The sequence below is a fragment of the Kribbella sp. NPDC023855 genome, assembly GCF_040639475.1.
GTDB lineage: Bacteria > Actinomycetota > Actinomycetes > Propionibacteriales > Kribbellaceae > Kribbella.
Map to the genome: position 1 here is coordinate 172,539 of NZ_JBFAAA010000007.1, position 23,758 is coordinate 196,296.

The following is a 23,758-nucleotide window of genomic DNA, read 5'->3' on the forward strand; positions in this document are numbered from 1 at the left end:
GTGCTTCCTGGTCCGAACGGCCAGGGAGAGATGAGCCCCACCAGAGCGCCCGGCCAGCCCTCGGAAGATCGCGGGCCACACACCTGATTGGCTGAATGTTAGCGCTAACGTTCCTGGCGTCAACCCCTTCGTAGCCTGATTGTTAGCGCTCTCAGTTCTGAATCACTACGCTTCGTAGTGCCATTGACACGGTCCGCGTCGGGCTCTACATTTCGGGAACCGCTTTCCGTGCACAGGAAGCGATCGGGCCCCACCTCATGCGCGCTTTTGCGCCCGACGCTGGACGGTCATGATGAAACGAATCAATCCGCCCCTGGCGACAGTCGTCGCCCTCACGATTCTCGGTGCCGGCCTGACCGCCGGACAGGCGCAGGCCAAGCCCGCGCCGGCCACCGACGCGACCCCCACACTCTCCTCCGCCGTCCCCACCGACACCGCCCAACTCGGCCGCGGCCTGATCAGCCTGCGGACCGCGAAGGGCAACTTCCTTTCCTGGCGACAGTTGCACGACGATCCGGCCGGCACCGAGTTCGCGGTCTATCGCGGATCGACGAAGCTCGGCACCACCTCGGTCACGAACTACACCGATGTCGGTGCTCCGGCGAATGCCCGCTACACCGTTCGCCCCACCACCGGCGCAGCGAAAACCCTGGCCGCCGACGGCGAGGTGGGGACGATGGCGACCAGCCAGGACATCCCGATCCAGAAGCCTGCGGGTGGGACGACTCCGGACGGTGTCGCCTACACCTACACGGCGAACGACGCGTCGGTCGCCGATCTGGACGCCGACGGCGCCTACGAGATCGTGCTCAAGTGGGATCCGACGAACGCCAAGGACAACTCGCAGGCCGGCTACACCGGCAACGTGTACCTCGACGCGTACGAGCTGAACGGCACTCGCAAGTGGCGCATCGACCTGGGCCGCAACATCCGGGCCGGTGCGCACTACACGCAGTTCCAGGTCTTCGACTACGACGGTGACAACCGGGCCGAGGTGGTGGTGAAGACCGCGGACGGCACGCGTTCCGGGACCGGCCAGGTCATCGGCAGCTCCAGTGCCGACCATCGCAACTCGTCCGGCTACATCCTTGCCGGACCGGAGTACCTGAGTGTTTTCAGCGGCACCACTGGTGAGGTGCTGGCGACCGCCGACTACGTCCCGCCGCGCGGCACGGTCTCCGCCTGGGGAGACAACTACGGCAACCGCGTCGACCGTTTCCTGGCCGGTACTGCGTATCTCAACGGCTCCCGGCCGAGCATCATCATGGCGCGGGGCTACTACACCCGGTCCGTGGTCTCGGCCTGGGACTACGCGAACCGCACGCTGACCAGGCGCTGGACCTTCGACAGCAACAGTTCGTCGAACGGTTCGGCGTGGACCGGACAGGGCAACCACCAGTTGTCGATCGCCGACGTCGACAACGACGGCCGCGACGAGATCATGTACGGCGCGATGGCGATCGATGACAACGGCAACGGTTTGTGGGTCAACGGACTCGGGCACGGCGACGCCTACCACGTCGGCGATCTCGTCCCGAGCCGCGCGGGACTGGAGGTCTACAAGCCCTCCGAGGACAAGTCCAAACCGGCCGACTGGCTGGCCGACGCGCGGACCGGTCAGACCCTGTGGCGAGCGGCGTCGTGCAACTGCGACAACGGCCGCGGTGTGGCGGACGACATCTGGGCCGGCAACACGGGCGCCGAGGTGTGGTCGTCAGCCGTCGGTGGGTTGCGCTCGGCAACCAATGGCGCGCAGGTCGCGGCCCGCAAGCCGGGCTCGACGAACTTCGTGATCTGGTGGGACGGCGACCGGCAACGCGAGTTGCTGGACGGCACCCACATCGACAAGTACGGCACCGGCGGGGACACCCGGTTGCTGACCGGCAGCGGCGTCCGTTCCAACAACGGCACGAAGGCCACCCCCGCGTTGCAGGCGGACATCCTGGGTGACTGGCGTGAGGAGGTCATCTGGCCGACCACGGACGACACCAAGTTGCGGATCTACTCCACGACCGAGCCGACCAGCATCTCGCACGTCACGCTGATGCAGGACCGCATGTACCGGCTGGCCGTCGCCTGGCAGAACACCGCCTACAACCAACCACCGCACGCAAGTTTCCTGAACCCCTGACGAGTTCGACGTGGGGGCGCACCGCCCCGCGCCCCCACGTCACTTGACCGCGCCGCCGGTGATGCCGGCGATGATCCGGCGCTGCGCCACCGCGAAGACGACCAGCAGCGGAATGCTCATCAGCACCACGTACGCGAAGATCAGGTTCCAGTTGTTCAGGTAGACCCCGGCGCTGGCGACCTGGAACAGGTTCAGCGGCAGCGTGTCCATCCGGCCACCGATCACGAAGAACGCGAAGAACACGTCGTTCCAGATGTAGAGGCAGATCAGGATCGTCGCGGTGGCGAGCACCGGCCGGAGCAGCGGCAGGATGATCGTGAAGAAGACCCGGACCGGGCCGGCGCCGTCGACGCGGGCCGCCTCCTCCAGCTCGTGCGGGATGGTGCGGATGAACCCGGTGACGAAAAAGATTGCCGTGGACAAGTAAATGCCCACGTAGACCAGGACCATCCCGGGCAGCGTGCCGGCCAGACCGAGTTGACGCAGCAGCAGGACCAGCGTGATCACGGCGGGCGGGATCACGATGCCGCTGATCGCAACGGCGTACGCGACCGCCAGCCAGCGACTCGCTCGCCGCGCCAGCACCCAGGCAGCCATCGAACCGAACAGCAGAATGAGCACCGCGGCCGGTACGACGATCGAGGCGCTGCCGAAGAAGGCCTTGATCACCCGGCCTTCGGTGAACGCCCTGCGGTAGTTCTCGGCGAGATGCCAGCCGTCAGTCGGCAGTCCCAGCGAGGGGTTCAGGGCATCGCCTTGCGACTTGGCCGATGTCACCAGAACCAGCCAGAGCGGGATGCCGACGACGACGGCGACCAGTGCCAGGGCGGCCACCGGCTGGATCGTGGTCAGCCACGATCGGCGTTCCGTAGTACGGGCGGTGGTCACAGGACACGCTCCCGGCGGCGCAGGAAGATGATCGTCGGAAAGGCCATCAGCGAGATGACCAGGACCAGTACCAGGCTCATGGTGGTGGCCTGGGCAAACAGGCCCTGGCCGAAGGTGCGGTAGATGAAGATGTTCAGGATCTCCGTGGTCTGACCTGGTCCGCCCCCGGTGGTGGCCTGCGCGATGTCGAAGCTGTTCATCGACCCGAGCAACGCGGTCGCCACGTTGAACGTGACGGCCGGAGCCAGGAACGGGAACTTGACGTGCCGGAACGTCTGCCAGCGATTCACCCCGTCGATGCGCGCGGCCTCGAGCACCTCGGCGGTGATGGTCTTCAACCCGGCCAGGTAGATGAGCATCGCCAGCCCCATCCACTTCCAGGAGTGGATCAGGGTCAGCCACAACAGGGTCCAGGTCGGGTCGTTCAGCCAGGCGTAGCCCACGTCCTGCCCGGTGACGAACGAGAGGATCGCGTTCACCGAGCCCTCGGGCTTGAGCAGCGCCTGGAAGATGTAGCCGACGGCAAGCGCCGACATCAGCACCGGGATGAAGATCATCGTCCGGGCGAACCGGTTGATCCTGGTGTCCGCCTCCAGCAACAGCGCCAGCCCGAGGCCGAAGACGTTCTGGAAGACGGCCACCAGGACCGCGTAGATCACGTTGACCTTCAGGTCCCCCAGCAGGACGCCGTTGTTCAGCACGTTGCTGAAGTTGCGGGTGCCGACGAAGTTGATCGAGCTCTTGAAGCTGGACCAGTCCGTGAACGCGTAGACCAGGTTGTAGACGCTCGGCACGAAGAAGAAGACGAGCATGATGGCCATGGCCGGCACCAGGAAGGCCAGGGGCTGCGAAGGTTTGCGGCGCATCAGAAGCCAGGTGCCCCGATGGCCTGGGCGAGCTGGTCGAACTGAGCCTGGGTGGTCGACGCGACCTTGTCCGGGGTGGCCTGTCCGGCCAGCATGTTGGCCAGGTTGAGGTACAGGTCGGGGTTGACGATCGCGAGTACCTGCATCGAGCCGACCGACGTACCGATCGATTCGGCGTTGGCCTTCAGCGCGTCCGGAACCGTCGCGGGCGTCTCGACACCGGTCTGGATCGAGACCGTGTTCTGGCTCTTCACGAAGTCCGGGTACGCCGTACCGAGCCAGTACGACAGGAACTGCCGGGCGGCCGCCTCGCGCTTGGCATCACCGGTCTTGAAGGCGATCAGCGCGTTCGACTGGTCGGGGATGTTGGTGCCGACGTTGCCACCGGGCGAGATCGGGAAGAAGCCGATCTTCTTGTTCAGCTCGGCCGTCGTCGACTGCGCCTGCAGCTGGCTGAAGAAGGTGTTCACCTGGATCGCCATCGCCGCCTCGCCGGTCAGCAGCGCCTTGCCCTGGTCCACGAAGGTGGCCGAGGTGAGGTTCTTGTTGAACAGGCCTTCGTCGATCAGGCTCTTGTACTTCTTGATCGCGTCCAGGATGGTCGGGCCGGTGAACTTCTCCTCGCCCTTGTTCACCTTGTCCCACAGGCCGTTCTTGGCCGCGTCGGCGAGCTGGACCTGGACCCACCACTGGGTCGCCCACTTCTCGCCGCCCATCTCGTAGAACGGCACGCCGCCTTGCGCCTTGATCTTGCGGGCGTCGGCGACCATCGCGTCGAAGTTCTTCGCCGGGGCGGTGATGCCGTACTTGGCGAAGACCTCCTTGTTGTACCAAACACCTTCCACCGCGGGCACGGTCACCAGGGCCGCGTACCGGGTCTTGTCCAGCAAACCAGTCGCGTCCTTCAATGCCGGTGTGTACTTCTCGACGAACGGCGCTCCGTCGAGCGGCTGCAGGTTCTGCTTGGCGTTGATCGCGGTCAGCTGCGACGCGGTCGGCTGCCAGAAGGCGAGATCCGGCTTGTCACCCGACGCCACCTTGGTCTGAACGCTTTGCTCGTAGGGGTCCGGGACGGTGAGGATGGTGACCTTGGCACCGGTCGCGGCACCGAAGTCCGCGGCGACCTTCTTGGCCACCAGGTTGCTGTTCTGCGCGGCCCAGATGGTCAGGTTCACCCCGTCGAGCTTCTCGGTCTCGGCCGGCCAGGAAACGGGCGCGGCCGAGCCGGTGTCCGCCGTACCGGCGCCGGGGTCGCTGCACGCCGCGGTCAGCAGCGCGACCGCCATCGCGGCGATCAGTGGTTTGCGGATTCTGCTCATCGGTCGTCCTTATCGCTGGTGGTCTTACCGGTACGGCGCAGGGGTGCGGGTCCGGTGCTTTCCCGTACTACGAGAGCCGGTTTCTCCAGTGGCGCCGGCTCCGGCGCCTGACTGTTCATCAGCAGGTCGAAGGCCCTGCGACCGAGTCCCGCGAAGTCGAACCTGACGGTGGTCAGCGCCGGGGTGTAGAACCCCGCGGCCGGTACGTCGTCGAAGCCGACGACGCTGACATCAGCCGGGATCCGCAGACCCAGATCGTGGGCGGCGCGGATCACCCCCAGGGCCTGATCGTCGTTGCCGCAGAGGACCGCGGTCACCGCCGGATCGCGAAGCAGTCGCAGCGCCTCCTGATGGGCCCCGGCCGTGCCCCATCCGTGGGGATGGATGACCTCGGGAACGGGAGCACCTGCCGACACCAGCGCCCGCTTCCAGCCGCGCTGGCGATCGCCGACGTTCGTCGTGGAGGGAATCGCTATGTGGTGAACGGTTTTGTGGCCGAGTTCGAGCAAGTGAACGGTGGCTTGCTCTGCGGCGATCGTGTCGTCGAACCAGGCCCAGCGGTCTCGATCCGCTGCCGGTGCGCGGCGACCGAGATACGACTCGGCTGCCGCGGATGACCGCACATTCGCGGGAAGTGCCCGCAACGCACGAGCTCCGGCGCGGTCGAACGCCAGCACGATCACTGCCCCCGACCGTGGATCGCTGACGCCTTCGACGGCCGCGGCGACGTCGTCCGCGCGATCCGACTCCAGGACGCGGATGGCGACCTGGATGCCGGCTGCCCTCGCCGCTTCCTCGATCCCGCCGAGGGTTTCGGCGTACCCGAAGAGACTGTTGTTCGAGGTCAGGACGGTCACCGCGCGGTCGACTCCGCTGGCCAGTGCCCGGGCTGCGCGACTCGGTCGGTAGCCGAGCAACGCGATGGCGTCATTGACCTTCTGGCGGGCCTTCTCGCTGACGTTCGGGTGGTTGTTGATCACTCGCGACACGGTCTGGTAGGACACCCCGGCAGCACTGGCGACGTCACGGATCGACGCCGTCGCGGCGGCTGGGTCTCCATCGGGTGGTCCATTGTGACCGGTCACAAACATGGCTAGAGTGTTAGCGATAACACCGGCGGAGCGCAAGACCCCGGCCCGGATTCGATCCCCGTCACCGGCGTTGCCGCCGTTTGGAGTCCCTCTTGAGCCCTCAGTCCCGCGATGAGATCCACTGGTCCCCCGGCGTGTTCTCGCTGAACCTGACCGTCACCGACGGGACGGCTCGGCTGTCCCGCCTCCGGATCGGAGATCAGGACCTCGTCCGCCCGGCCGCGCCGCTACCGCTGGTGGAACTGGGAATCGCGGGCTCCGGCCGAAGCTGGTCGTCCCGCCGGTACGTCGACTCGGTGGCCGGCCGGCGGCTTGCTTATCGGCACCACACGATGTCGACCGACACCCTCACGGTCACCGGTGTCGACGACGTCAGTGGCCTCAGTGTGATCACCACGTTCTCGGCGGTACCGGGTGCCGGCGCGGTGCGGATTCAGTCCCGCATCGTCAACGGTGGCAGCGACACCGTCGATCTGGAATGGGTAACGTCTGCTGTCTGGGGTGGCACCTTGGCAGCCTCGCCGTTGGAGTCGCTGCGACTGTGGTGGGCCGACAACGACTGGCTCGCCGAGAATCGCTGGATCTCCGCGACCGCCCGTGAACTGCTGCCCGATCTCAATCGCAGTGCGCACGAGCACGATCCGCGGGGTACTTTCTCGCGGACCGCACTCGGCGCTTGGTCGTCGGATGGCAGCCTGCCGCTCGGTGTCGTCGTCGACGAGTCCACGCAGGCCGCTGTCGGCTGGCAGATCGAGCACAACGGCGGCTGGCACTGGCAGGCCGGCGAGCGCACCGACGGTCTCTACGTCAGCCTGCTCGGCCCGGCCGAGACCGAACACGACTGGTACGCGCGACTGGCTCCCGGCGAGGACTTCACCACAGTCCCGGCGACGATCGCGTTCTCTACCGATGGCTTCGACGGAGTGATCGCTGCTCTGACGGCGGGGCGGCGCGCAAACCGGCGACCACACCGCGACCAGGTCCGGCTGCCGGTCATCTTCAACGACTACATGAACACCCTGATGGGTGACCCGACGACCGCGAAGCTCCTCCCCCTGATCGATGCCGCGGCCGAGGTCGGCGCCGAGACGTTCTGTATCGACGCCGGCTGGTACGACGACGACTCCACCGGCTGGTGGGACAGCGTCGGTGCGTGGGAGCCCGCGACGAAGCGATTCCCGGGCGGCCTGGCGATGATCATCGACCACATTCGTGACCGGGGCATGATCCCTGGCCTTTGGCTGGAGCCGGAGGTGGCGGGAGTTCGCAGTACGGTGGCTGAGCTCCTGCCGGACGAGGCGTTCTTCCAAAGGCATGGACGGCGCGTCGTCGAGCACGGCCGGTACCACCTCGATCTGCGGCACCCGTTGGCCCGCAAGCATCTCGACGAGGTCGTCGACCGGCTGGTCGGCGGCCTGGGCGTCGGCTACCTGAAGCTCGACCACAACATCAACATCGGGGTCGGTACGGATCACGACGCCGTGGCCGCCGGGGCTGGTCTGCTCGGTCACAACCGGGCGCTTCTGCAGTGGATCGACGGCGTGCTGGATCGCTATCCGGACCTCACTCTGGAGAACTGCGCGTCCGGTGGCATGCGGGTGGACTACGCCATGCTGTCCCACCTGCAGTTGCAGTCGACCAGCGATCAGCAGGACTTCCTCCGGTATCCGCCGATTGCCGCGGCAGCCGCTGCCGCGATCGCGCCGGAACAGGCGGCCAGTTGGTCCTATCCCCAACCGTCGTTCACCGACGACGAGATCGTGTTCACGATGTGCGCCGGGATGCTCGGCCGGCTGCAGGTCTCGGGTCACCTGGACAAGATGGACGAGGTCCAGCGAGCCCTGGTTGCCGAGGCAGTTACTGCCTATCGCTCCCATCGGCAGTTCATTTCCACCGCGGTTCCGTTCTGGCCCCTGGGTCTGCCCGGCTGGGAGGACGAGTGGGTTGCCCACGGCATCCAATCCGGGCAACAGGCACTGGTGGCCGTCTGGCGACGCGGCGGCGCAACGGACACCCGCACCTTGCAGCTTCCCGCTGCCCTCACGACTGCTTCGGTCGACGTGGTCTACCCGGCCGCGACGCCGGCGACGTACCAACTGGTCCCCACCGACGGCGCCTCGGCGCTGCGTCTCACTCTGCCCAACGCCTATCAGGCCATCGTCCTGGCCGTCGGAGAAACCCCGCCCAAGGAGTAGCCCATGAAGCAAGTCGTCAGAGCATTAGCCGCCTCTACCGTTCTCGCGATTGCAGCAGCCGGCCTGTCGGTGGCGCCTGTCGCGGCCGCCGATCCCACCACCGACGCGCTGAGCGTCGACTTCTCCCAGAGCACCGGTACCTTCCGGGGTGGTGCGACGGGCACGCTGTACGGCTTCGGTGACGAGGGTGCGCCGACGCAGGCACTCATCAACGGGGCGGCCATCACCAACACGTCGCAGAAGGCGCCGTACGGGACGCAGCATCCGAGCGGTGACGCCCTCAAGGTCGAGAACGGGTTCTTCGCCAAGCACGGCAAGGACATGTACATCTACGTCCAGGACTACTACCCGGACTGGTCCTACAACGGTGGCGTGCGGCCTGGCGACGCCCGCACCTACAACCAGGCGACGGGTGCCTACACCAACACTCCCAACGGCATCTGGGACTACCTGGAGATCGTCGAGTTCGTGACCGAGGCGGTCGCGACCAAGTCGGCGCACGCCAAGGACTACGTGTTCATCCCGTTCAACGAACCCGACGGTGGCAACTGGTACGCGAACTGGTCGACCATGAAACCGACCTTCCTGGCGGACTGGAAGGCGGTGTACACGAAGATCCAGCAGGTGTACGCGCGCCACCAGTTGGGGCACGCCCGGATCGGCGGCCCCGGCGACACCCACTGGCAGCCGCAGCGGTCGGCCGACTTCCTGCAGTACAGCAAGGCCAACTCGGTCCTGCCCGACATCTTCATCTGGCACGAGCTCGGCATCGACAACCTCGCCACCTTCCGGTCCCACTTCGCCGACTACCGGCGTCTCGAGAGCTCGCTGGGCGTCGGCCCGCTCCCGATCAACATCACGGAGTACGGGATGTTGCGGGACATGGGCACGCCGGGCCAGCTGATCCAGTGGCTGTCGATCATGGAGGACCTCAAGGTCGACGGCCAGACGGCGTACTGGAACTACGCCGGCAACTTCAACGACAACAGCGCGCGGACCAACTCCGCCAACGCCGGCTGGTGGATGTACAAGTGGTACGGCGACCTCGCGGGCAGCAAGACCGTCAAGGTCACCCCGCCGGCCCTGAACACCGTCGACACCCTGCAAGGCATCGGTGCGGTCGACACCGCGAACCGACGGGCCACGGTCCTGTACGGCGGTGGCAGCAAGCCCGTCGCGCTGAACCTGTCAGGTCTCGACCCGACTGTCTTCGGTAGCAAGGTCGACATCGAGGTGCGCGAGAACACCTTGTCCGGTGCCGAAGGTGTGGCCGGAACCCCACGCGTGATCAAGGTGCTCGACGGAGTCGCGTTGTCCGGCGGGGCTGTCTCTCTCCAGGTGCCGACCTACGATCGCTACGCGGCGTACCAGGTGATCGTCACTCCCGAGCAGGATCGTGCGCTCGCGGTCGACCAGGTGTGGACGACCAGCATCGAAGCGGAGAAGACGAATCTCACCGCTGCCACGGTCTACGACCAGGACCCGCTGTCCGGTGGCGGCTGGAAATTCCTGGCGTCCGGCGGTCGCGATGTCGGTTCCTTCAACCAAGCGACTTCCAAGGCCGACTGGACAGTCACCGTGCCACGATCCGGCAAGTACCGCTTCCAGGTCATCGGCGCCACCCCAGGTACGCCGGGCCGGCATGCGCTCTTTGTTGACGGCGCCAACGCAGCCCGGGTTCAGTACACGGCCGACCTGGCACTGACGTCGTACCAGAAGTGGCAGTACCGCGGCAGCGCCGAGGTGACGATCTCACTGACGGCCGGGCAGCACACGCTGTCGCTGCGATCCAGCGAAGACGGCAGCACTCTGCTCCCCAACTCCGACATCACGCTGGACAAGTTCCTGCTGACCGACGTGACCGACGGCGAACCGACCGTCTACCCCGCCTCGACCCTGCGGTACTCCGGCGGCGCGGCCCTCTCGTACGGCACTCCCAAGGCTCGCGGTTTCGCCAAGCTCCGCGGGGCCGGCCAGCGCGCCGACGTCTACGCCAACGCCTGGGAGACCGGGTACTACGACGTCAGCGTCGACTACCGGACGACTGGAGCCGCCTCGATCGGCGTACTGGTGAACGGTCGCCCGGTCTCGACGCTCAGCGCGCCACGACTCGGCAACTGGCGTTCGACGGTGCGGGTACACCTTGCCCAGGGCATCAATGAGGTGGAGTTGATGACGGCCGACGGGATGCTGCTCCAGCAGGTCAGCACCACTCGCGCGGCGGCCTCGGACAGCGCGGCGGTCACCATCGAGGCCGAGAGCACCGTCCGCCACGGCACCACCGTGGTGAACACCTACTCGACGGCCTCGGGCAGCAACGCCTCCGGGCTCAAGGGGATCGGGTTCGTCGGCAACGGTTCCGGCAACACCTTCGAAGTACCGCGCGGACCGGGCTTCGACAAGCCGGGCACCTACAACGTCGCGGTCACCTACGCTAACGCCGAGCTGGGCGGTGCGCACGCCTACAACCCGCAGGTGGTCGATCGTCGAATCGACGTGAAGGAAACCGGTGGCGCGGCCAGCGCGGGCCACGCCTATTTCCGCTACACCTACGCGTGGGACAGCTTCCTCGAACGCACGATCCCGGTGACGCTCAGCACCTCGGGCGGCTCACTGGTGTTCGGCAACGCCGGTGCCTACGCGCCTGATATCGACAAGCTCACCATCGCACCGATCACCACCGGCACGCCCACAACCACTCAGCGGTAACTCGCGTCACCGGGAGATCAGAACGCGTACCTGGTCTCTGATCTCCCGGACGACGTCGTCGACCGGGTTGGCGAGGTTGATCGTCGCCGCCATGCTGACGAACATGATCGCGGAGACGATGTGCGCGAGGGTCGCGGCCTCGTCGGCGCCGATGCGGTCGTTCCGCCGCAGTACCTCGGCGATCGCCTGCTCGGTCTGCACGGTCAGCAGGAGCGCGTCGCGGTGATGCGGTTCCTGGGGGTCGCCGAAGACGATCTCCCGCAGGTACGTGCGCCCGTTGTCGACCTGTTTGCGGTTGCACTCCACGACCGGGCGCACAATCGACATCACGGCTTCGAGCTCATCGGGCACGCGCTCCGCATCCGCCTTGCCCTGGGCAAGCGCCTCGGCGTACGTGGAGTTCTGCACGAGCAGAAGCAGTTCGCCCTTGGTCTTGGCGTAGAGGAACAACGTGCCCGCACCGATATCGGCCTTGTCCGCGATCTCCTGGGTCGTAACTTCATCGACCCCGCGCTCGGCGAACAACTCCCGGGCGGCTGCGGTGATGCGCTCGAGCTTCTCCTGCTTGTTCCGCTCCCGCCGCCCCACCCGCTGACCCCCACCCGCCATAACCACCACCCTCATGTCCCGTGGCCTCCGAATATTACCGGCCGAGGAATTCGACGGCGATGGGGGCGAACTTGTCGTGGTACTGGAAGATGCCGCCGTGGCCGGAGTCGGGGTAGATGATCAGTTGGGAGTTCTTGATTCGGCGGTGCAGGTCTTCGGAGAGGGCTGAGGGGACCATGCGGTCGTTGTCGCCGTTGGCGATCAGGGTGGGTTGGGTGAAGGTCGACAGGTCGGCCGGGGCCGAGCGGCCGTACTTCTTGATCGCCTTCAGTTGCGTCCGGAACCCCTTCAGCGAGATGTCCGCGTCGCGGTCGGTGATGCGCTCCTGCAGGCGTTGCACGAAGGCGCGGGCGGCGGGTTTGCCGGTGGCGTTGCGGTTGAAGAACAGGAACTCCTTCGGGTCCTGCCGGGTCAGGGTCGCGCGGAGGATGTCGTAGTACGTGGTGGCGACGACCTTGTCGATGTCCTTGCCGCCCCGTGGTCCCGTACCGGTCAGGACGAGTTTGCGGACGAGTTCGGGGTGTTTGACGACGAGGTCCTGGGCGATCATGCCGCCGAGGGAGAACGAGAAGATGTCGACCTGGTCGAAGCCGAGTGCCTTGATGAACGTGTAGGCGTCGTCGGCCATCGCCTCGACGCTGTCCGGAACGCTGCCGGTCGACGCGCCGACGCCACGGTTGTCGAACGTGATGACGTGCCGGTTCCGCGCGATCGGGTCGACGATCCGGGGGTCCCAGTTGTCGAGGGTCGCGGCGAGGTGGACGAAGAAGACGACGGGGATGCCGCCCTTCGGTCCCAGCTCGCGGTAGGCGTAGGTGACGCCGCCGGCCTCGACGGTGCGGGCCGGCGCGTCCTTGTACGCCGTGACGACATTGTTCGTGCTCATGGTGTGCTCCTGCTTTCTGTGGTGGATCAGGGTGTGGTGATGACGGCCTTGCCGCGCAGGCCGCCTTGGCTCAGCGACTGCACCGCCTGCGTGGTCTGGTCGAAGTCGAAGACCCGTCCGACGACGGGCCGCAGCACGCCGCTGTCGACGAGGGCGGTGATCTGGCGGAGCTGGTCGCCGCTGGCGCGCATGAAGAGGAACTCGTACTTCACGCCGAGCCGCCGAGCCTGGCGGCGGATGCGGCCGCTCAGCGCGGTCATCACCAGCCGGAGCACGGCGTTAGTGCCGAGCTCGCGGGCGAACGCCGGGTCGGGCGGCCCGGCAATGCCGATCGCCTTGCCCCCAGGACGCAGTACCCGCAGAGACTTCTCGAGGTTCTTGCCGCCGAGGCTGTCCAGCACGAGGTCGTACCCGTCCAGCATTTTCTCGAAGTCCTGGGTGCGGTAGTCGATGACGACGTCGGCCCCGAGCTCGCGGACGAACTCGGCGTTGCCGGCACTGACCGTGGTGGCGACCGTGGCGCCGAGGTGCTTGGCGAGCTGGATCGCGACCGTCCCGACGCCTCCGGAGCCCGCGTGGATGAGGACGCGATGTCCCGGTCGCACGTTGCCCCGCTCGACGAGGGCCTGCCAGGCGGTCAACGCCACCAGCGGTAGCGAGGCCGCTTCCTCGAAGCTGATCGTCGCTGGCTTGAGCGCCAGGTCGTCCTCGGCGATCGCGATCCGCTCCGCGAACGTCCCGATGCGGTCCTGCCCGGGCCGGGCGTACACCTCGTCGCCGAGCCGGAATCCCCGGACCTTCGCGCCGACGCCGATCACGGTTCCGGCGACGTCGTTGCCGAGGATCAGCGGCAGCTTGTACGGGAGGATCTGCCGGAACTCCCCCGTCCGGATCTTCTCGTCGAGCTGGTTGAGTCCCGCCGCCCGGACCTGCACGAGCACGTCGCGCTCGCCGGCCACAGGCTCGGGAACCTCCGCCTGCTGCAGTGGCCCCTTGTACCGATTGACGACGAACGCTCGCATGACGACCTTTCCTTTGTGCTGATTTCTGAGTTGACTCAAATATGAGCTTACTCAGCAAAGATGTCAACCCGATCGCTCAGTGGCCGGATCCGGTCACTCATCGCGTTCGGCATTGCCATCGCGCAGTGCGGCTTGGAAGATCGCCCCACGGCGAGGGAAAGGGCTTTCCATGGGTACGAAGCTCGGTCGTTGGGTGCTGGTGCTCGCGTTGCTCGGCCTCGGTCTTCTCTCGCCGCAGCAATCGGCAGCGGCGGTAGACACGGGCGGCAAGAGCTACTACGTCGACGCGGCCCACGGGTCGGACAACGCAGCCGGTACGTCGCCCGCGCGGGCCTGGCGCACGCTCGACAAGGTGAATGCGCGGACCTTCCAGCCGGGCGACCGCATCCTGCTGCGCGCCGGCCAGAGCTGGGCCGGGCAGCTGTGGCCGAAGGGCTCCGGATCAGCCGGCCGTTCGATCGTCGTCGACCGGTACGGCGCCGGCCCGAAACCCGCGATCCACGGCGGTGGCGAGGTGGCCGAGACGGTTCGCCTCTTCAACCAGCAGTACTGGGAGCTCCGCAACCTCGAGGTCACCAACGCCCGCCCGCTCACCGGCGGTCCGGGCACCAACCTGCGGGATCTGCGCGGCATCCAGGTCAGCGGTGACCAGGGCGGGCAACTGAACCACTTCCGGATCGACGCGGTCGACGTCCACGACGTCACCGGCGAGGTCAACTGGATCGGCGGCGACCCGGCCGGCAACGCACCCGGCGTCACCTTCAAGACCGGGTGGGACCGGTCGAAGAACACCGGCGGCATCGTCTTCCGCGGCACGGTCGCCGACCAGGCCGCGCCCGGTACCGCGACCGTCCTGAACGACATCGTGGTCGAGAACTCCACCGTCAAGCGGACGTCCTTCGCGGGCATCACCGTCAAGCAGTACACCGGCTCGACCCCTGGCGCCGTCCCGACCGGCTGGGGCGAGCGCGCCAACGCGGCCGATACCCGGTTCACTCCGCACACCAACGTGGTCATCCGCAACAACTTCATCCAGCAGGACGGCAGCGACTACGCGTGCAACGGGATGTACCTGACCGACGTCCGTGGAGCACTCATCGAGGGCAACGTCGTCTACCGCGCCGGCACCTCCGGCATCGAGGCGTACTACGCCGACGACGTGGTGATCCAGCACAACGAGGTCTACGAGACCCAGCAGAAGGCCGGCGGCGCCGACTCCAACGCGATCGATCCCGACAAAGCGACGACCCGCGTCGTCGTGCAGTACAACTTCGTGCACCACAACGGCGACGGCATCCTGATCTGCCAGTTCTCCTTCGGTGACGTGGTGGTGCGCTACAACACCATCGCCGCCAACACCCGGTACCAGATCTACCTGCACTCGGACCGGGCGGCGACCGCGCAGATCTACAACAACACGATCTACAACGACCGCAGCGACCACCTGGTCTACGGCTACGGCAGTTCGTTGCTGGCAACCTACGTACTCCGCAACAACACCCTCTACTCCACCCGGGCCGGCGCCTCCCTCACCACCAGTCCGACCATTGCCTACGACAACAACCTGTACGGCGGCGCGCAACTCGCCGTACCGGCGTCGGACTCTCACGCACTACGCGGCGACCCGCTGTTCGCGAGCGCCATCTCGGGTCCGTACGGCACCGAGACCACCGGACCTCAACTGGACCGCGCCCTCGCGCTCCGGCCGTCGTCGGGTTCGGCGGCGGTCAGCACCGGGCTCGCGATCCCCGGCAACGGAGGACGCGACTACGCCGGTACGACGCTCTACCGCGGCCTGCCCGACATCGGCGCCTTCGAGTACCGGACGCCCCAGCGGCAGAACTGGGAGGCGGTCAACGGCTTCGTCCGCGACCAATTCGGTAACCCGGTAGCCGGTGCGACAGTCGTGGCGACATCCCTTGGGCAAACCTTCCAGACCACCACCGAGAGCAGCGGCTTCTATCGCATCGCCCAACTGCCCTTCGGCGAGGCCACCATCAACGCATCCAAGGACGGCTTCGCCCCCGTCAGCGCCGTCGTCGAGCTTCGCCGGGGCGACAGCACGCGGAGCGACCTGGCCGTAGTACTGAAGAACACCGACGGAGCGATCACCGGGCGAGTGCTCGACGAGCGAGCGGCCCCTCTCACCGGGGCGGTCATCACGGTACTGCGAGACGGGCAACCCGTCGCCACGACTCAATCGGGCCCGGACGGCGTCTTCGTCGTCCCCGCGATGCCGATGGGAACCGGCTACACGTTGGTGGCGAAGCTCGACGGCCGGCACAGCGTGGAACGCGGCGGAATCTCCGTCCCGCCCGCGGCCACCGTCGATGCGGGTGCGTTCCTGCTGGCCGGCCTCACGCCGGACAACCTGCAGAATCACTCCTTCGACCAACTGCAGCCCGGCCCGTTGCCAGAGGGGACCGACGGCTGGAAAGTGAGTGCTCTGGGCAACAGTGTGGAGGTCGTCGATCTGCCGTCGGCTACGGACCGCAGTGTCCGCCTGACCCGATCGGCGAACACCGGCGGCACCGCGGGGACCGGCATCTCGCAGGTTTTCGCGACTCCCTTGCGCGGACTGGTGACAGTGCAGACGCGGGTGATACGCGACCAACCCTTTGTATCGGGTAACAACTGGTTCAGCCTGCCCTACCTGACCACCGAGAGTGGCGCGGCCGCCGTCAGTGTTGCCTTCGACAAGGGAAACATCATCGCGTACGAAGGCACGACATCGCGCACCGTCGCGACGTACGAGGTCGGCCGCTGGTACGACGTCCGGCTGGTCGTCGACACCGTGAACCAGCGGTTCGACCTGTTCATCGACGGCGCTCAAGTCAGTGACGACCAGCCGTTCCGTACTGCGATGCCCGCCGTCGGCGGGATCGCCCTCTACGCCAACAGCACGAACTACGGCAGCGCGCACGTCGACGGAATCCGGATCGCCTACGGTCTGTGAACACCGCGGTCGTGACTCTCTGTTTACGTTAACATCCTTGCTATTGCTGGGATGTCGCGCTCCGGGTCACGGTTCGGATTCGGCGGCTCCGAGGTCTTGCCGCGAGTTATTCTGAGGGTTAACTTAACCCCCACTCGAACCCGCGCGGCCCGTCCGGACCGCCCACTCGCGAGGTTCACGAGCAAGGAGGGTCAACGCGATGGCGATTGACAAGACGCGGCTCAGCCGCCGGGGTTTCCTCGGCATGGGAGTCGCCGCGGGCGTGATCACACTCACCGCTTGCGGTTCGGACAGTGACAAGGCCTCGGGCTCCAGCCCCACCGCCGCCGACCTGGTGATGACGGTGTGGGGCGGGGATTCCGACAAGACGGCGTACCAGCAGCGGATCGACCTGCTGGTGAAGAAGTTCCCCGAGCTGAAGATCAAGCTGCAGCTGATCCCTGGTGACGGCTACGCCCAGAAGGTGCAGACGATGATTGCGGGCGGCAAGGGCCCGGACATCATGCAGGTGGCCGAGAACGTCAACGTGTACTCCAGCAAGAGCCAGATCCTGCCGCTGGACGAGCTGGCCGCGAAGGCCGGCGTCGACCTGGAGAAGCGGTTCGGCTCGATCGGCAAGATCTACTCCTACCAGGACAAGGTGTACGCGGTCCCGGACCGGTCCGGCGCGATGATCGTGTACTACAACAAGACCCTGTTCGATGTCAAGGGCATCAAAGCGCCGACGGCGGACTGGACCTGGGAGACCACCCTCGACGCGTTCAAGGAGCTCACCGTCCCGGGCAAGCAGTGGGGTTACTCCGGCGGCGGCTGGTGGGCGCAGTGGTGGAGCTTCGTGTACCAGAACGGCGGCAAGATCATCGACGACGCCGGCAAGCCGACGGTCGCGACCGACGAGGTGATCGAGGCACTGCAGTGGACCGGCGACCTGATGACCAAGCACGGCGTCGTCCCGACCAAGAAGCAGTACGCCGACATGGGCGCCGACGTCGGCGGTGACGGCGCCTTCGCGAACGGCAAGGTGGCGGTCAACACCACCGGTTTCTGGGCGATCAGCGGCCTGACCAAGTCCAAGATCGAGTGGGACATCGCGCCGCTGTGGCGGGGCAAGGAGCAGGCCGTGACCGCGTTCGGCAGCGGGCTGGCGATCTCCCGGACCGCGAAGAACCCCGACGCGGCGTTCAAGGCGATCGACTTCCTCACCTCCCCCGAGGCGCAGCAGAAGATCATCGCCACCGGTCAGGACGTGCCGGCCAACCTCGAGGTGCAGAAGAGCGAGGCGTTCCTCAAGCCCGCCTGGATGACCAAGCCGGTGAAGATGGACGTCTTCGCCCAGTCCAGCGAGTTCGTCTACCGGGCGCCGTTCATCCCCGCCTGGAACGAGATGCAGAAGGCGTTCGACGACGGACTGGCCGACTTCTGGCTGGGCAAGAAGGACGCCCGGAGCTCGCTGACCGAGATCCAGAAGCGGCTCGAGACCATCGTCAAGCCGGCGGGCTAGGCCGGCGATGTCGAGGCTCCGGCGCCGGGAGGCGTTGTGGTTCTACCTGTTCGCGTCGCCGTGGATCATCGGGTTCGTGGTCTTCCTGCTCGGCCCGATGATCGCGTCGATCTACATCTCGCTGACCGACTGGGACTCCTTCACTCCGCCCAAGTGGGTCGGGCTGGACAACTACACGCGGTTGCTGACCGAGGATCCGGTCTTCTGGAAGGCGTTGTGGAACACCTTCTACTACGCGGCGGTCTCGGTCCCGCTCGGTCTGGTGATCGGGCTGTGGCTGGCGAACCTGCTGAACAAGGGGGTCCGGCTGCGCAAGCTGTTCCGGACCCTGATCTACCTGCCGACGCTGGTGCCGCTGGTCGCGACCGCGATGATCTTCAAGATGGTGCTGGCGCCGTCCGGTCCGCTGAACGGCGCGCTCGGGGTGTTCGGCATTCCGGGCCCGTCCTGGCTGCTGGAGGCGATGTGGGTCAAACCCGCGTTGATCCTGCTGTCGGTCTGGGGGGCCGGCGCGGCCACCGTGTTGTTGCTCGCGGCAATGAAAGGTATCCCGCGCGAGCTGTACGAGGCGGCCGAGGTGGACGGCGCCGGACCGGTCCGGCAGTTCTGGAGCATCACCATCCCGCAGCTGACGCCGATCATCTTCTTCAACCTGATCATGGGGCTGATCGGGGCGTTCCAGGTGTTCTCCCAGGTCTACATCCTGACCAAGGGCGGCCCTGACAACGCCAGCCAGATGATGGTGCCGCTGCTGTTCAACGAGGCGTTCTCCTTCTACCACATGGGGTACGCGTCGGCGATCTCGTGGTTGCTGTTCGCCGTGATCCTGGTGTTCACGCTGGTCGCCTTCCGGACCGCGCGGCGCTGGGTGTTCTACGAGACCGAGGTGAAGTGATGGCTACCGTTCTGTCGACCGCCGCTCCCGGCGGGCCGCCGCCCGCCGCGGCGCCGCCCGGGCAGCGCCCCCGCAGTACCGAGCGGGTGGCGTTGGCCAACCGGGCCACGCCGTTCAGCTACGCCACGCTGATCATCGTCTCGGCGGTGCTCTGCGTCCCGCTGGTGTTCGTGGTGTCGATCGCGTTGTCCAGCGACCAGACCGTCAACGCGAACACCTTCACGATCATCCCGCGCGAGTGGCACTGGGAGAACTTCACCCGGGTGTTCAGCACGGACCTGCCGATGCAGCGGTTCCTGCTGAACTCGGTGATCATCTCGGTCGGCGCCGTGATCGGCCAGGTGCTGTCCAGCGGCCTGGTCGGCTACGCGTTCGCCCGGTTGCGCGCGCCGGGCAAGAACGTGCTGTTCATCATCGTGCTGGCGACGATGATGATCCCGGCCCAGATCACGATGATCCCGCAGTTCATCCTGTTCAAGGAGCTCGGCTGGGTGAACACCTTCCTGCCGCTGATCGTGCCGAACTTCTTCTCCAACGCCTTCAACGTATTCCTGGTCCGGCAGTTCGTCTCCCGGCTGCCGAGCGAGATCGACGAGGCCGCGATGGTGGACGGGCTCGGCTTCTTCGGCATCTACCGCCGGATCATGTTGCCGATGCTCGCGCCGGTCCTGATCGCAATCGGCATCTTCACCCTGACCGCGACCTGGGGTGACTTCATGGGCCCGCTGATCTACCTGAACGACGAGTCCAAGATGCCGCTGGCGCTCGGCGTGCAGTACATCACCAGTACGTCGCAGGCACTCCAGGCACCACCGTGGAACCTGGTGATGGTCGGCTCCATCCTGCTCACGTTGCCGATGATCCTGGTCTACTACCTGGGCCAGCGGTACCTCTACGAGATGGACATCAGCGGCGGAAGTGCGGGGGTCAAGTGAGTACGCCGACCACCGCCGTCCGGGCCGGCGTCGAACTGGATGCCCAGGGCATCCGGATCGACGGCTGGCCGGACCTGTTGCTCTGCGCGTCCCTGTTCTACTTCCGGCTGCCGCGCGAGCAGTGGCAGGCGCGACTCGAGCAGGTTCGCGCGTCGGGCTACACCTGCGTCGACGTGTACCTGCCGTGGAACTTCCATGAGGTCGCACCCGGCCGGTGGGAGTTCGGCGGGCGGCGGGACGTCGCGGCCTTCCTGGATCTCGCGCACGAGGCCGGCCTGTCCGTCATCGCCCGGCCCGGACCGTACATCTGCTCAGAGTGGGACGGCGGCGCGCTACCGGTCTGGCTGGGCCTCGATCCCGAAGTACGGGTCCGGCAGAACGAGCCGCGGTACCTGGCGCAGGTGGCGGCCTGGTTCGACCAGGCGCTGCCGATCCTTGCCGAGCGCCAGTATCCGGCCGGCCCGGTGATCATGGTCCAGCTGGAGAACGAGCTGGACTTCTTCGACTGCGAGGACCGGCCGGGCTATCTCACCGCCTTGCGGGACCAGGCGATCGGCCACGGCATCACCGTGCCGTTGATCGCCTGTGCCGGCCAGGGTGACATCGCCGGCGCCACCGGCGACGTCCCGGGCATTGTTGCTGCGTGCAACTTCTACCCGAACGACGACTCCCCGCACATCGAGGAGGAGGTACGCCGGTACGCCGCGCTGCTCGCGGAGCGGGATCTCCCGTTGCTGGTCACCGAGACCAATCGGCGGCACCGGACGCTGCGGCGGCTGCTGGCCAGTGGCGCGAAGTTGATCGCGCCCTACCTGCAGTCGTCCGGCTGGAACTTCGGCTACAGCCCGTCCACCGGCAACTGGGGTGACCCGGGCAGTTTCATGAGTCACGACTACGACTTCGGCGGCTACGTCTCTCCGGCCGGCGCCGAGAGGCCGGAGTACGCCGAGGCGCAGGTCCTGGCGCGCGTGATCAGTGCGCTGGGATCGCGGGTGGCGCTTGCCACCTCCACCATGTCCCGGGTGGAGGTGACCAGCGACTTCCCGACCAGTTCGTCGTTGTCTGCTCTGGACCTGGACGGTGGCGGTCAACTCATCGCAGTACCGAATCTGGGCGACACGACTGGCGGCGCGGTGGTCGGTGGGATTCCGGTCACTGTTGCGGCCGACTCGTGTCCGTTGATGCTGGTCGATTTGCCCTTGCAGGACAGGGTTTTGTCGCTCGCCTCGGCTGATCTGGTCGCGATGACCGGCTCGGAGCTGGTCTTCTCCTCCGCGGTTCCGGTGACTGTCGTCATCGGGCAGACGCAAGCCGAGATCCCCGTGGGTGAACAGCAGATAGTCGACGGAGTCACAGTCGTCGTCGAACCGCGCGGCGTACCGGCTGAGGCTGTGCCACCCGTGCCGACCGTGGTTCGCTCGGTCAGGCAACGAGCCGGTACTGCGCCCGCGCAGGAGGCCGGCACCCACGAGACGCCGCCGGCACTCGAATCGCTCGGTGTCTACCGAGGGCGTGGCACGTACTCGGCGACTGCTGAGCTGACGGGTGTCGACGAACTGCTGCTGGTCGGCGCGTCCGATTTTGTCGACCTGTCGATCGATGGCCAGGTTCAGCCGACTATCGCCAGTTTTGGCGCTACCCGGCGTATCGACATCCGCGCCGCGTCCGGCCGGTCCACCATCGAGGCGACGGTCGAGATCTGGGGCCACGCCAACTTCGACGACTCGCGGTTGCCGGCGCTCCGGCTCGGCGCGCTCCGCGGTTTGGGCACGGTGTGGACCGTCCAGGACGTTCAGGCTCTCGATGCATCGTGGACCGTGGACGGTCACTGGGCTGGTCAGCCGGCCCCGCTTCGGTCGCTCGGCGGTTGGAGCAGCACGCGCGTCGGCGTACCGATCACCTACTCGCGCCGTCTCGACCTGCCCGGTACGGCGGCCCTTTACCTGGATGGCGTCGACCAGCCGATCAGTGTGAGTCTGGATGGAGGCGTACCGAGCACAGTCAACCGGGAGAACCCGTGGGTGATGCTGCCCGCCGGGACCGCTGAAGTCTCGGTCACGCTGCCACACCATCCGAGCGGTGACGGACTCCATGCCGAGTTGCTGCACCTCCAGCCCCTGACGGATTGGACCTGCACCGCGCAGGACGACGAACTGCTCACCGCCTTCGCCACCCGCGAGGCCGCGACGACGGACATCGAGCTTCCGCTGACGCTCGAACCGGGGCAGGAAGTCTGGCTCGAGGTCGACCTGCCCGACAGCGGCGAAGACTGTGTGGTCCGGCTCGATGGTTCGCAGCTCCGGGTGACCGGCTGGGCTGCGGGTGAGTGTCTCGGCCGGATCTGGACCGGCGACCGACCCAGGTTCTCGGGTGGCGACCCCGACATCTTGTGGGTGCCCGCCGGCTGGCAGGGCCTGACGCTGCTGCTGCGGGGCGTCGGGGGTCCGGGTGTTCCTGAGCTTCGTAGGCTGAGGCTAGGTCCATCCAGGTCCAGAGGGGGAAATGGTGCCGAGGCAGACGTCACGTGATCTTCGCAACGAGAGCCGGTTCGAGGTTCTCCACGCGCTGTTCGAGCTGGGTCCGTCGACCCGGCAGGAGATCTCGAAGCACACCGGACTCAGCACGGCGACCGTCGCCACATTGGTCACCGAGTTCCTCTCCGAAGGTGTGCTGAAGATCGCGACCCTGGAGCGCCGGACCGTCGGACGGCCGTACGAGCGGCTGGCGATCGACCCGGATCGCGGCCGGATCGTCGGGGTCGACGTCGCCGAGACGTACGTGGCCGCCACCGTCTACGACATCGCGCTCGAACCGGTCAGCCACGGCGAGGTGACGCTGGACGAACACGAGAACAGCCAGTCGTACGTCGTCGACGGCATCGTCCGCGCGGTCGAAGCGGCCGTCGCGGACGTTGCCGGCGGGCTGGGCAGCATCCTCGGCAGCGGGGTCAGCATGCCGGGCCAGGTCAGCCCCGACGCCGGCGTCTCGGTCTTCGCCCCGAACTGGGACTGGCACGACGTCAGCATCGAGGCACTGCTCGCGCAGCGCCTGCAAATTCCGGTGTACGTCGACAACCCGCTCAAGGCCGTCACGCTGTCGGAGATGTGGTTCGGGGTCGGGCGGGTGTCCGGCAGCATGGCCGTGGTCAACCTCGGGACCGGCGTCGGCGCCGGGATCGCGATCGACGGAGCCCTGATCCGCGGCGCCAACAACAACGCGGGCGAGTGGGGCCACACGCTGCTCCAGCTCGACGGCCGGCAGTGCCGGTGCGGGCGCCGCGGCTGCGTCGAGGCGTACCTCGGCGTCCACGGCCTGGAGACCTCGCTCGCGGAGATCGACCCCGATCACCCGGCGCTCCAGCAGTCCCAGCAACGCGGTTTCGTCGAGGCCGTCGCGAAGGGCCTCGCAGCCGGCGACCCGGTCCTGACCGAACTAGCCGCCCGTACTTCGCACTACCTCGCCGCGGCCCTCGGCGATCTCGTCAACGTGCTCGACATCCCCTCGATCACGCTCACCGGCTGGACCTCGGCGGCGCTGGCCGAATGGATCGTGCCGGCCGTCCGCGAGGAACTCCCACAACACGTCCTGCCCGGATCGCTGCCGAACCTCACCGTCGAGTCGTCCCGCGTTCCCGGCAACCCGGTCGCCCTCGGGATGGCCGCCTTCGCCCTCGAACAGTTCCTCGGCCAGCTCGGTCTGGCCAGCCCGGCGAGCACCCCGATCGCCCGCCGCCGGCCCCGCTCACAGACTTAGGA

Annotated in this window: 16 protein-coding genes; 9 read left to right on the forward strand and 7 right to left on the reverse strand. The window is 66.9% G+C overall.

The genetic code is table 11. From position 1 onward, the window contains the following. Positions 1-289: 289 nt before the first annotated feature. Complete coding sequence (locus tag AB0F51_RS24850) at positions 290-2,131, forward strand: rhamnogalacturonan lyase (protein WP_360283813.1); 1,842 nt, start codon at positions 290-292, stop codon at positions 2,129-2,131. Between the two features lie 39 nt (positions 2,132-2,170). Here the strand turns inward: AB0F51_RS24850 and AB0F51_RS24855 are convergent, their stop codons facing one another. Genes AB0F51_RS24855 through AB0F51_RS24870 form a run of 4 tightly spaced genes read right to left on the reverse strand, consistent with a single transcriptional unit; the run spans position 2,171 to position 6,295 of the window. Continuing rightward, positions 2,171-3,019 carry a carbohydrate ABC transporter permease gene (locus AB0F51_RS24855; RefSeq protein ID WP_360283815.1) on the reverse strand — a complete coding sequence of 283 codons (849 nt, stop codon included), beginning with the start codon at positions 3,017-3,019 and terminating at the stop codon, positions 2,171-2,173. Beyond that, positions 3,016-3,840: a sugar ABC transporter permease gene (locus AB0F51_RS24860; protein WP_360283817.1), complete on the reverse strand. Its 825-nt coding sequence runs from the start codon at positions 3,838-3,840 to the stop codon at positions 3,016-3,018. Before AB0F51_RS24860 ends, AB0F51_RS24855 begins: the two co-directional genes overlap by 4 nt. Before the next feature lie 44 nt (positions 3,841-3,884). Further along, positions 3,885-5,204, reverse strand: coding sequence for an ABC transporter substrate-binding protein (locus tag AB0F51_RS24865; protein WP_360283819.1), 1,320 nt, complete (start codon positions 5,202-5,204; stop codon positions 3,885-3,887). Further along, a complete protein-coding gene (locus AB0F51_RS24870; RefSeq protein WP_360283821.1) occupies positions 5,201-6,295 on the reverse strand; it encodes a LacI family DNA-binding transcriptional regulator in 1,095 nt (364 codons plus the stop codon). Before AB0F51_RS24870 ends, AB0F51_RS24865 begins: the two co-directional genes overlap by 4 nt. Before the next feature lie 92 nt (positions 6,296-6,387). On the opposite strand from AB0F51_RS24870, the gene AB0F51_RS24875 reads away from it, so the two are divergent. Further along, entirely contained in the window at positions 6,388-8,490 is a 2,103-nt protein-coding gene (locus tag AB0F51_RS24875; protein WP_360283823.1) for an alpha-galactosidase, read from the forward strand. A 3-nt stretch (positions 8,491-8,493) separates the two neighbouring features. After that, on the forward strand, positions 8,494-11,199 hold the full coding sequence (locus AB0F51_RS24880) for a CBM35 domain-containing protein (protein WP_360283825.1): 2,706 nt from the start codon (positions 8,494-8,496) through the stop codon (positions 11,197-11,199). Positions 11,200-11,205: 6 nt separating this feature from the next. On the opposite strand, the gene AB0F51_RS24885 is transcribed toward AB0F51_RS24880, so the two are convergent. Genes AB0F51_RS24885 through AB0F51_RS24895 form a run of 3 tightly spaced genes read right to left on the reverse strand, consistent with a single transcriptional unit; the run spans position 11,206 to position 13,716 of the window. Continuing rightward, positions 11,206-11,823 (reverse strand): helix-turn-helix domain-containing protein, encoded by a 618-nt coding sequence (locus AB0F51_RS24885; protein ID WP_360283827.1) that lies wholly within the window; start codon positions 11,821-11,823, stop codon positions 11,206-11,208. A gap of 19 nt (positions 11,824-11,842) precedes the next feature. After that, positions 11,843-12,694: an alpha/beta hydrolase gene (locus AB0F51_RS24890; protein WP_360283829.1), complete on the reverse strand. Its 852-nt coding sequence runs from the start codon at positions 12,692-12,694 to the stop codon at positions 11,843-11,845. 26 nt (positions 12,695-12,720) lie between these two features. Next, the gene (locus AB0F51_RS24895; protein WP_360283831.1) at positions 12,721-13,716 is read right to left on the reverse strand and encodes an NADP-dependent oxidoreductase; all 996 of its coding nucleotides are present in this window, start codon (positions 13,714-13,716) and stop codon (positions 12,721-12,723) included. Between the two features lie 169 nt (positions 13,717-13,885). Here AB0F51_RS24895 and AB0F51_RS24900 point away from each other — a divergent pair, with 169 nt between their 5' ends. The 6 genes from AB0F51_RS24900 to AB0F51_RS24925 all read left to right on the forward strand — a co-directional run bounded on the left by AB0F51_RS24900 (position 13,886) and on the right by AB0F51_RS24925 (position 23,756). Continuing rightward, on the forward strand, positions 13,886-16,672 hold the full coding sequence (locus AB0F51_RS24900; RefSeq protein WP_360283833.1) for a carboxypeptidase regulatory-like domain-containing protein: 2,787 nt from the start codon (positions 13,886-13,888) through the stop codon (positions 16,670-16,672). Positions 16,673-16,871: 199 nt separating this feature from the next. After that, entirely contained in the window at positions 16,872-18,173 is a 1,302-nt protein-coding gene (locus AB0F51_RS24905; protein ID WP_360283835.1) for a sugar ABC transporter substrate-binding protein, read from the forward strand. 7 nt (positions 18,174-18,180) lie between these two features. After that, complete coding sequence (locus AB0F51_RS24910) at positions 18,181-19,068, forward strand: sugar ABC transporter permease (protein WP_360283837.1); 888 nt, start codon at positions 18,181-18,183, stop codon at positions 19,066-19,068. Then, complete coding sequence (locus AB0F51_RS24915; protein WP_360283839.1) at positions 19,068-20,003, forward strand: carbohydrate ABC transporter permease; 936 nt, start codon at positions 19,068-19,070, stop codon at positions 20,001-20,003. Before AB0F51_RS24910 ends, AB0F51_RS24915 begins: the two co-directional genes overlap by 1 nt. After that, positions 20,000-22,531, forward strand: a complete 2,532-nt coding sequence (locus tag AB0F51_RS24920) for a beta-galactosidase (RefSeq protein ID WP_360283841.1) — start codon at positions 20,000-20,002, stop codon at positions 22,529-22,531. Before AB0F51_RS24915 ends, AB0F51_RS24920 begins: the two co-directional genes overlap by 4 nt. After that, positions 22,506-23,756, forward strand: coding sequence for an ROK family transcriptional regulator (locus tag AB0F51_RS24925; protein WP_360283843.1), 1,251 nt, complete (start codon positions 22,506-22,508; stop codon positions 23,754-23,756). Before AB0F51_RS24920 ends, AB0F51_RS24925 begins: the two co-directional genes overlap by 26 nt. Positions 23,757-23,758: the final 2 nt, after the last annotated feature.

What these genes read in the sequence shown, in the direction of transcription:
- AB0F51_RS24860 (WP_360283817.1), bottom strand. Translation starts at nt 3,840, where the DNA reads ATGGCCATCATGCTCGTCTTCTTCTTCGTGCCGAGCGTCTACAACCTG.
- AB0F51_RS24885 (WP_360283827.1), bottom strand. Translation starts at nt 11,823, where the DNA reads ATGAGGGTGGTGGTTATGGCGGGTGGGGGTCAGCGGGTGGGGCGGCGG.
- AB0F51_RS24900 (WP_360283833.1), top strand. Translation starts at nt 13,886, where the DNA reads ATGGGTACGAAGCTCGGTCGTTGGGTGCTGGTGCTCGCGTTGCTCGGC.
- AB0F51_RS24870 (WP_360283821.1), bottom strand. Translation starts at nt 6,295, where the DNA reads ATGTTTGTGACCGGTCACAATGGACCACCCGATGGAGACCCAGCCGCC.
- AB0F51_RS24905 (WP_360283835.1), top strand. Translation starts at nt 16,872, where the DNA reads ATGGCGATTGACAAGACGCGGCTCAGCCGCCGGGGTTTCCTCGGCATG.
- AB0F51_RS24865 (WP_360283819.1), bottom strand. Translation starts at nt 5,204, where the DNA reads ATGAGCAGAATCCGCAAACCACTGATCGCCGCGATGGCGGTCGCGCTG.
- AB0F51_RS24895 (WP_360283831.1), bottom strand. Translation starts at nt 13,716, where the DNA reads ATGCGAGCGTTCGTCGTCAATCGGTACAAGGGGCCACTGCAGCAGGCG.
- AB0F51_RS24850 (WP_360283813.1), top strand. Translation starts at nt 290, where the DNA reads ATGATGAAACGAATCAATCCGCCCCTGGCGACAGTCGTCGCCCTCACG.
- AB0F51_RS24890 (WP_360283829.1), bottom strand. Translation starts at nt 12,694, where the DNA reads ATGAGCACGAACAATGTCGTCACGGCGTACAAGGACGCGCCGGCCCGC.
- AB0F51_RS24910 (WP_360283837.1), top strand. Translation starts at nt 18,181, where the DNA reads ATGTCGAGGCTCCGGCGCCGGGAGGCGTTGTGGTTCTACCTGTTCGCG.
- AB0F51_RS24915 (WP_360283839.1), top strand. Translation starts at nt 19,068, where the DNA reads ATGGCTACCGTTCTGTCGACCGCCGCTCCCGGCGGGCCGCCGCCCGCC.
- AB0F51_RS24880 (WP_360283825.1), top strand. Translation starts at nt 8,494, where the DNA reads ATGAAGCAAGTCGTCAGAGCATTAGCCGCCTCTACCGTTCTCGCGATT.
- AB0F51_RS24925 (WP_360283843.1), top strand. Translation starts at nt 22,506, where the DNA reads ATGGTGCCGAGGCAGACGTCACGTGATCTTCGCAACGAGAGCCGGTTC.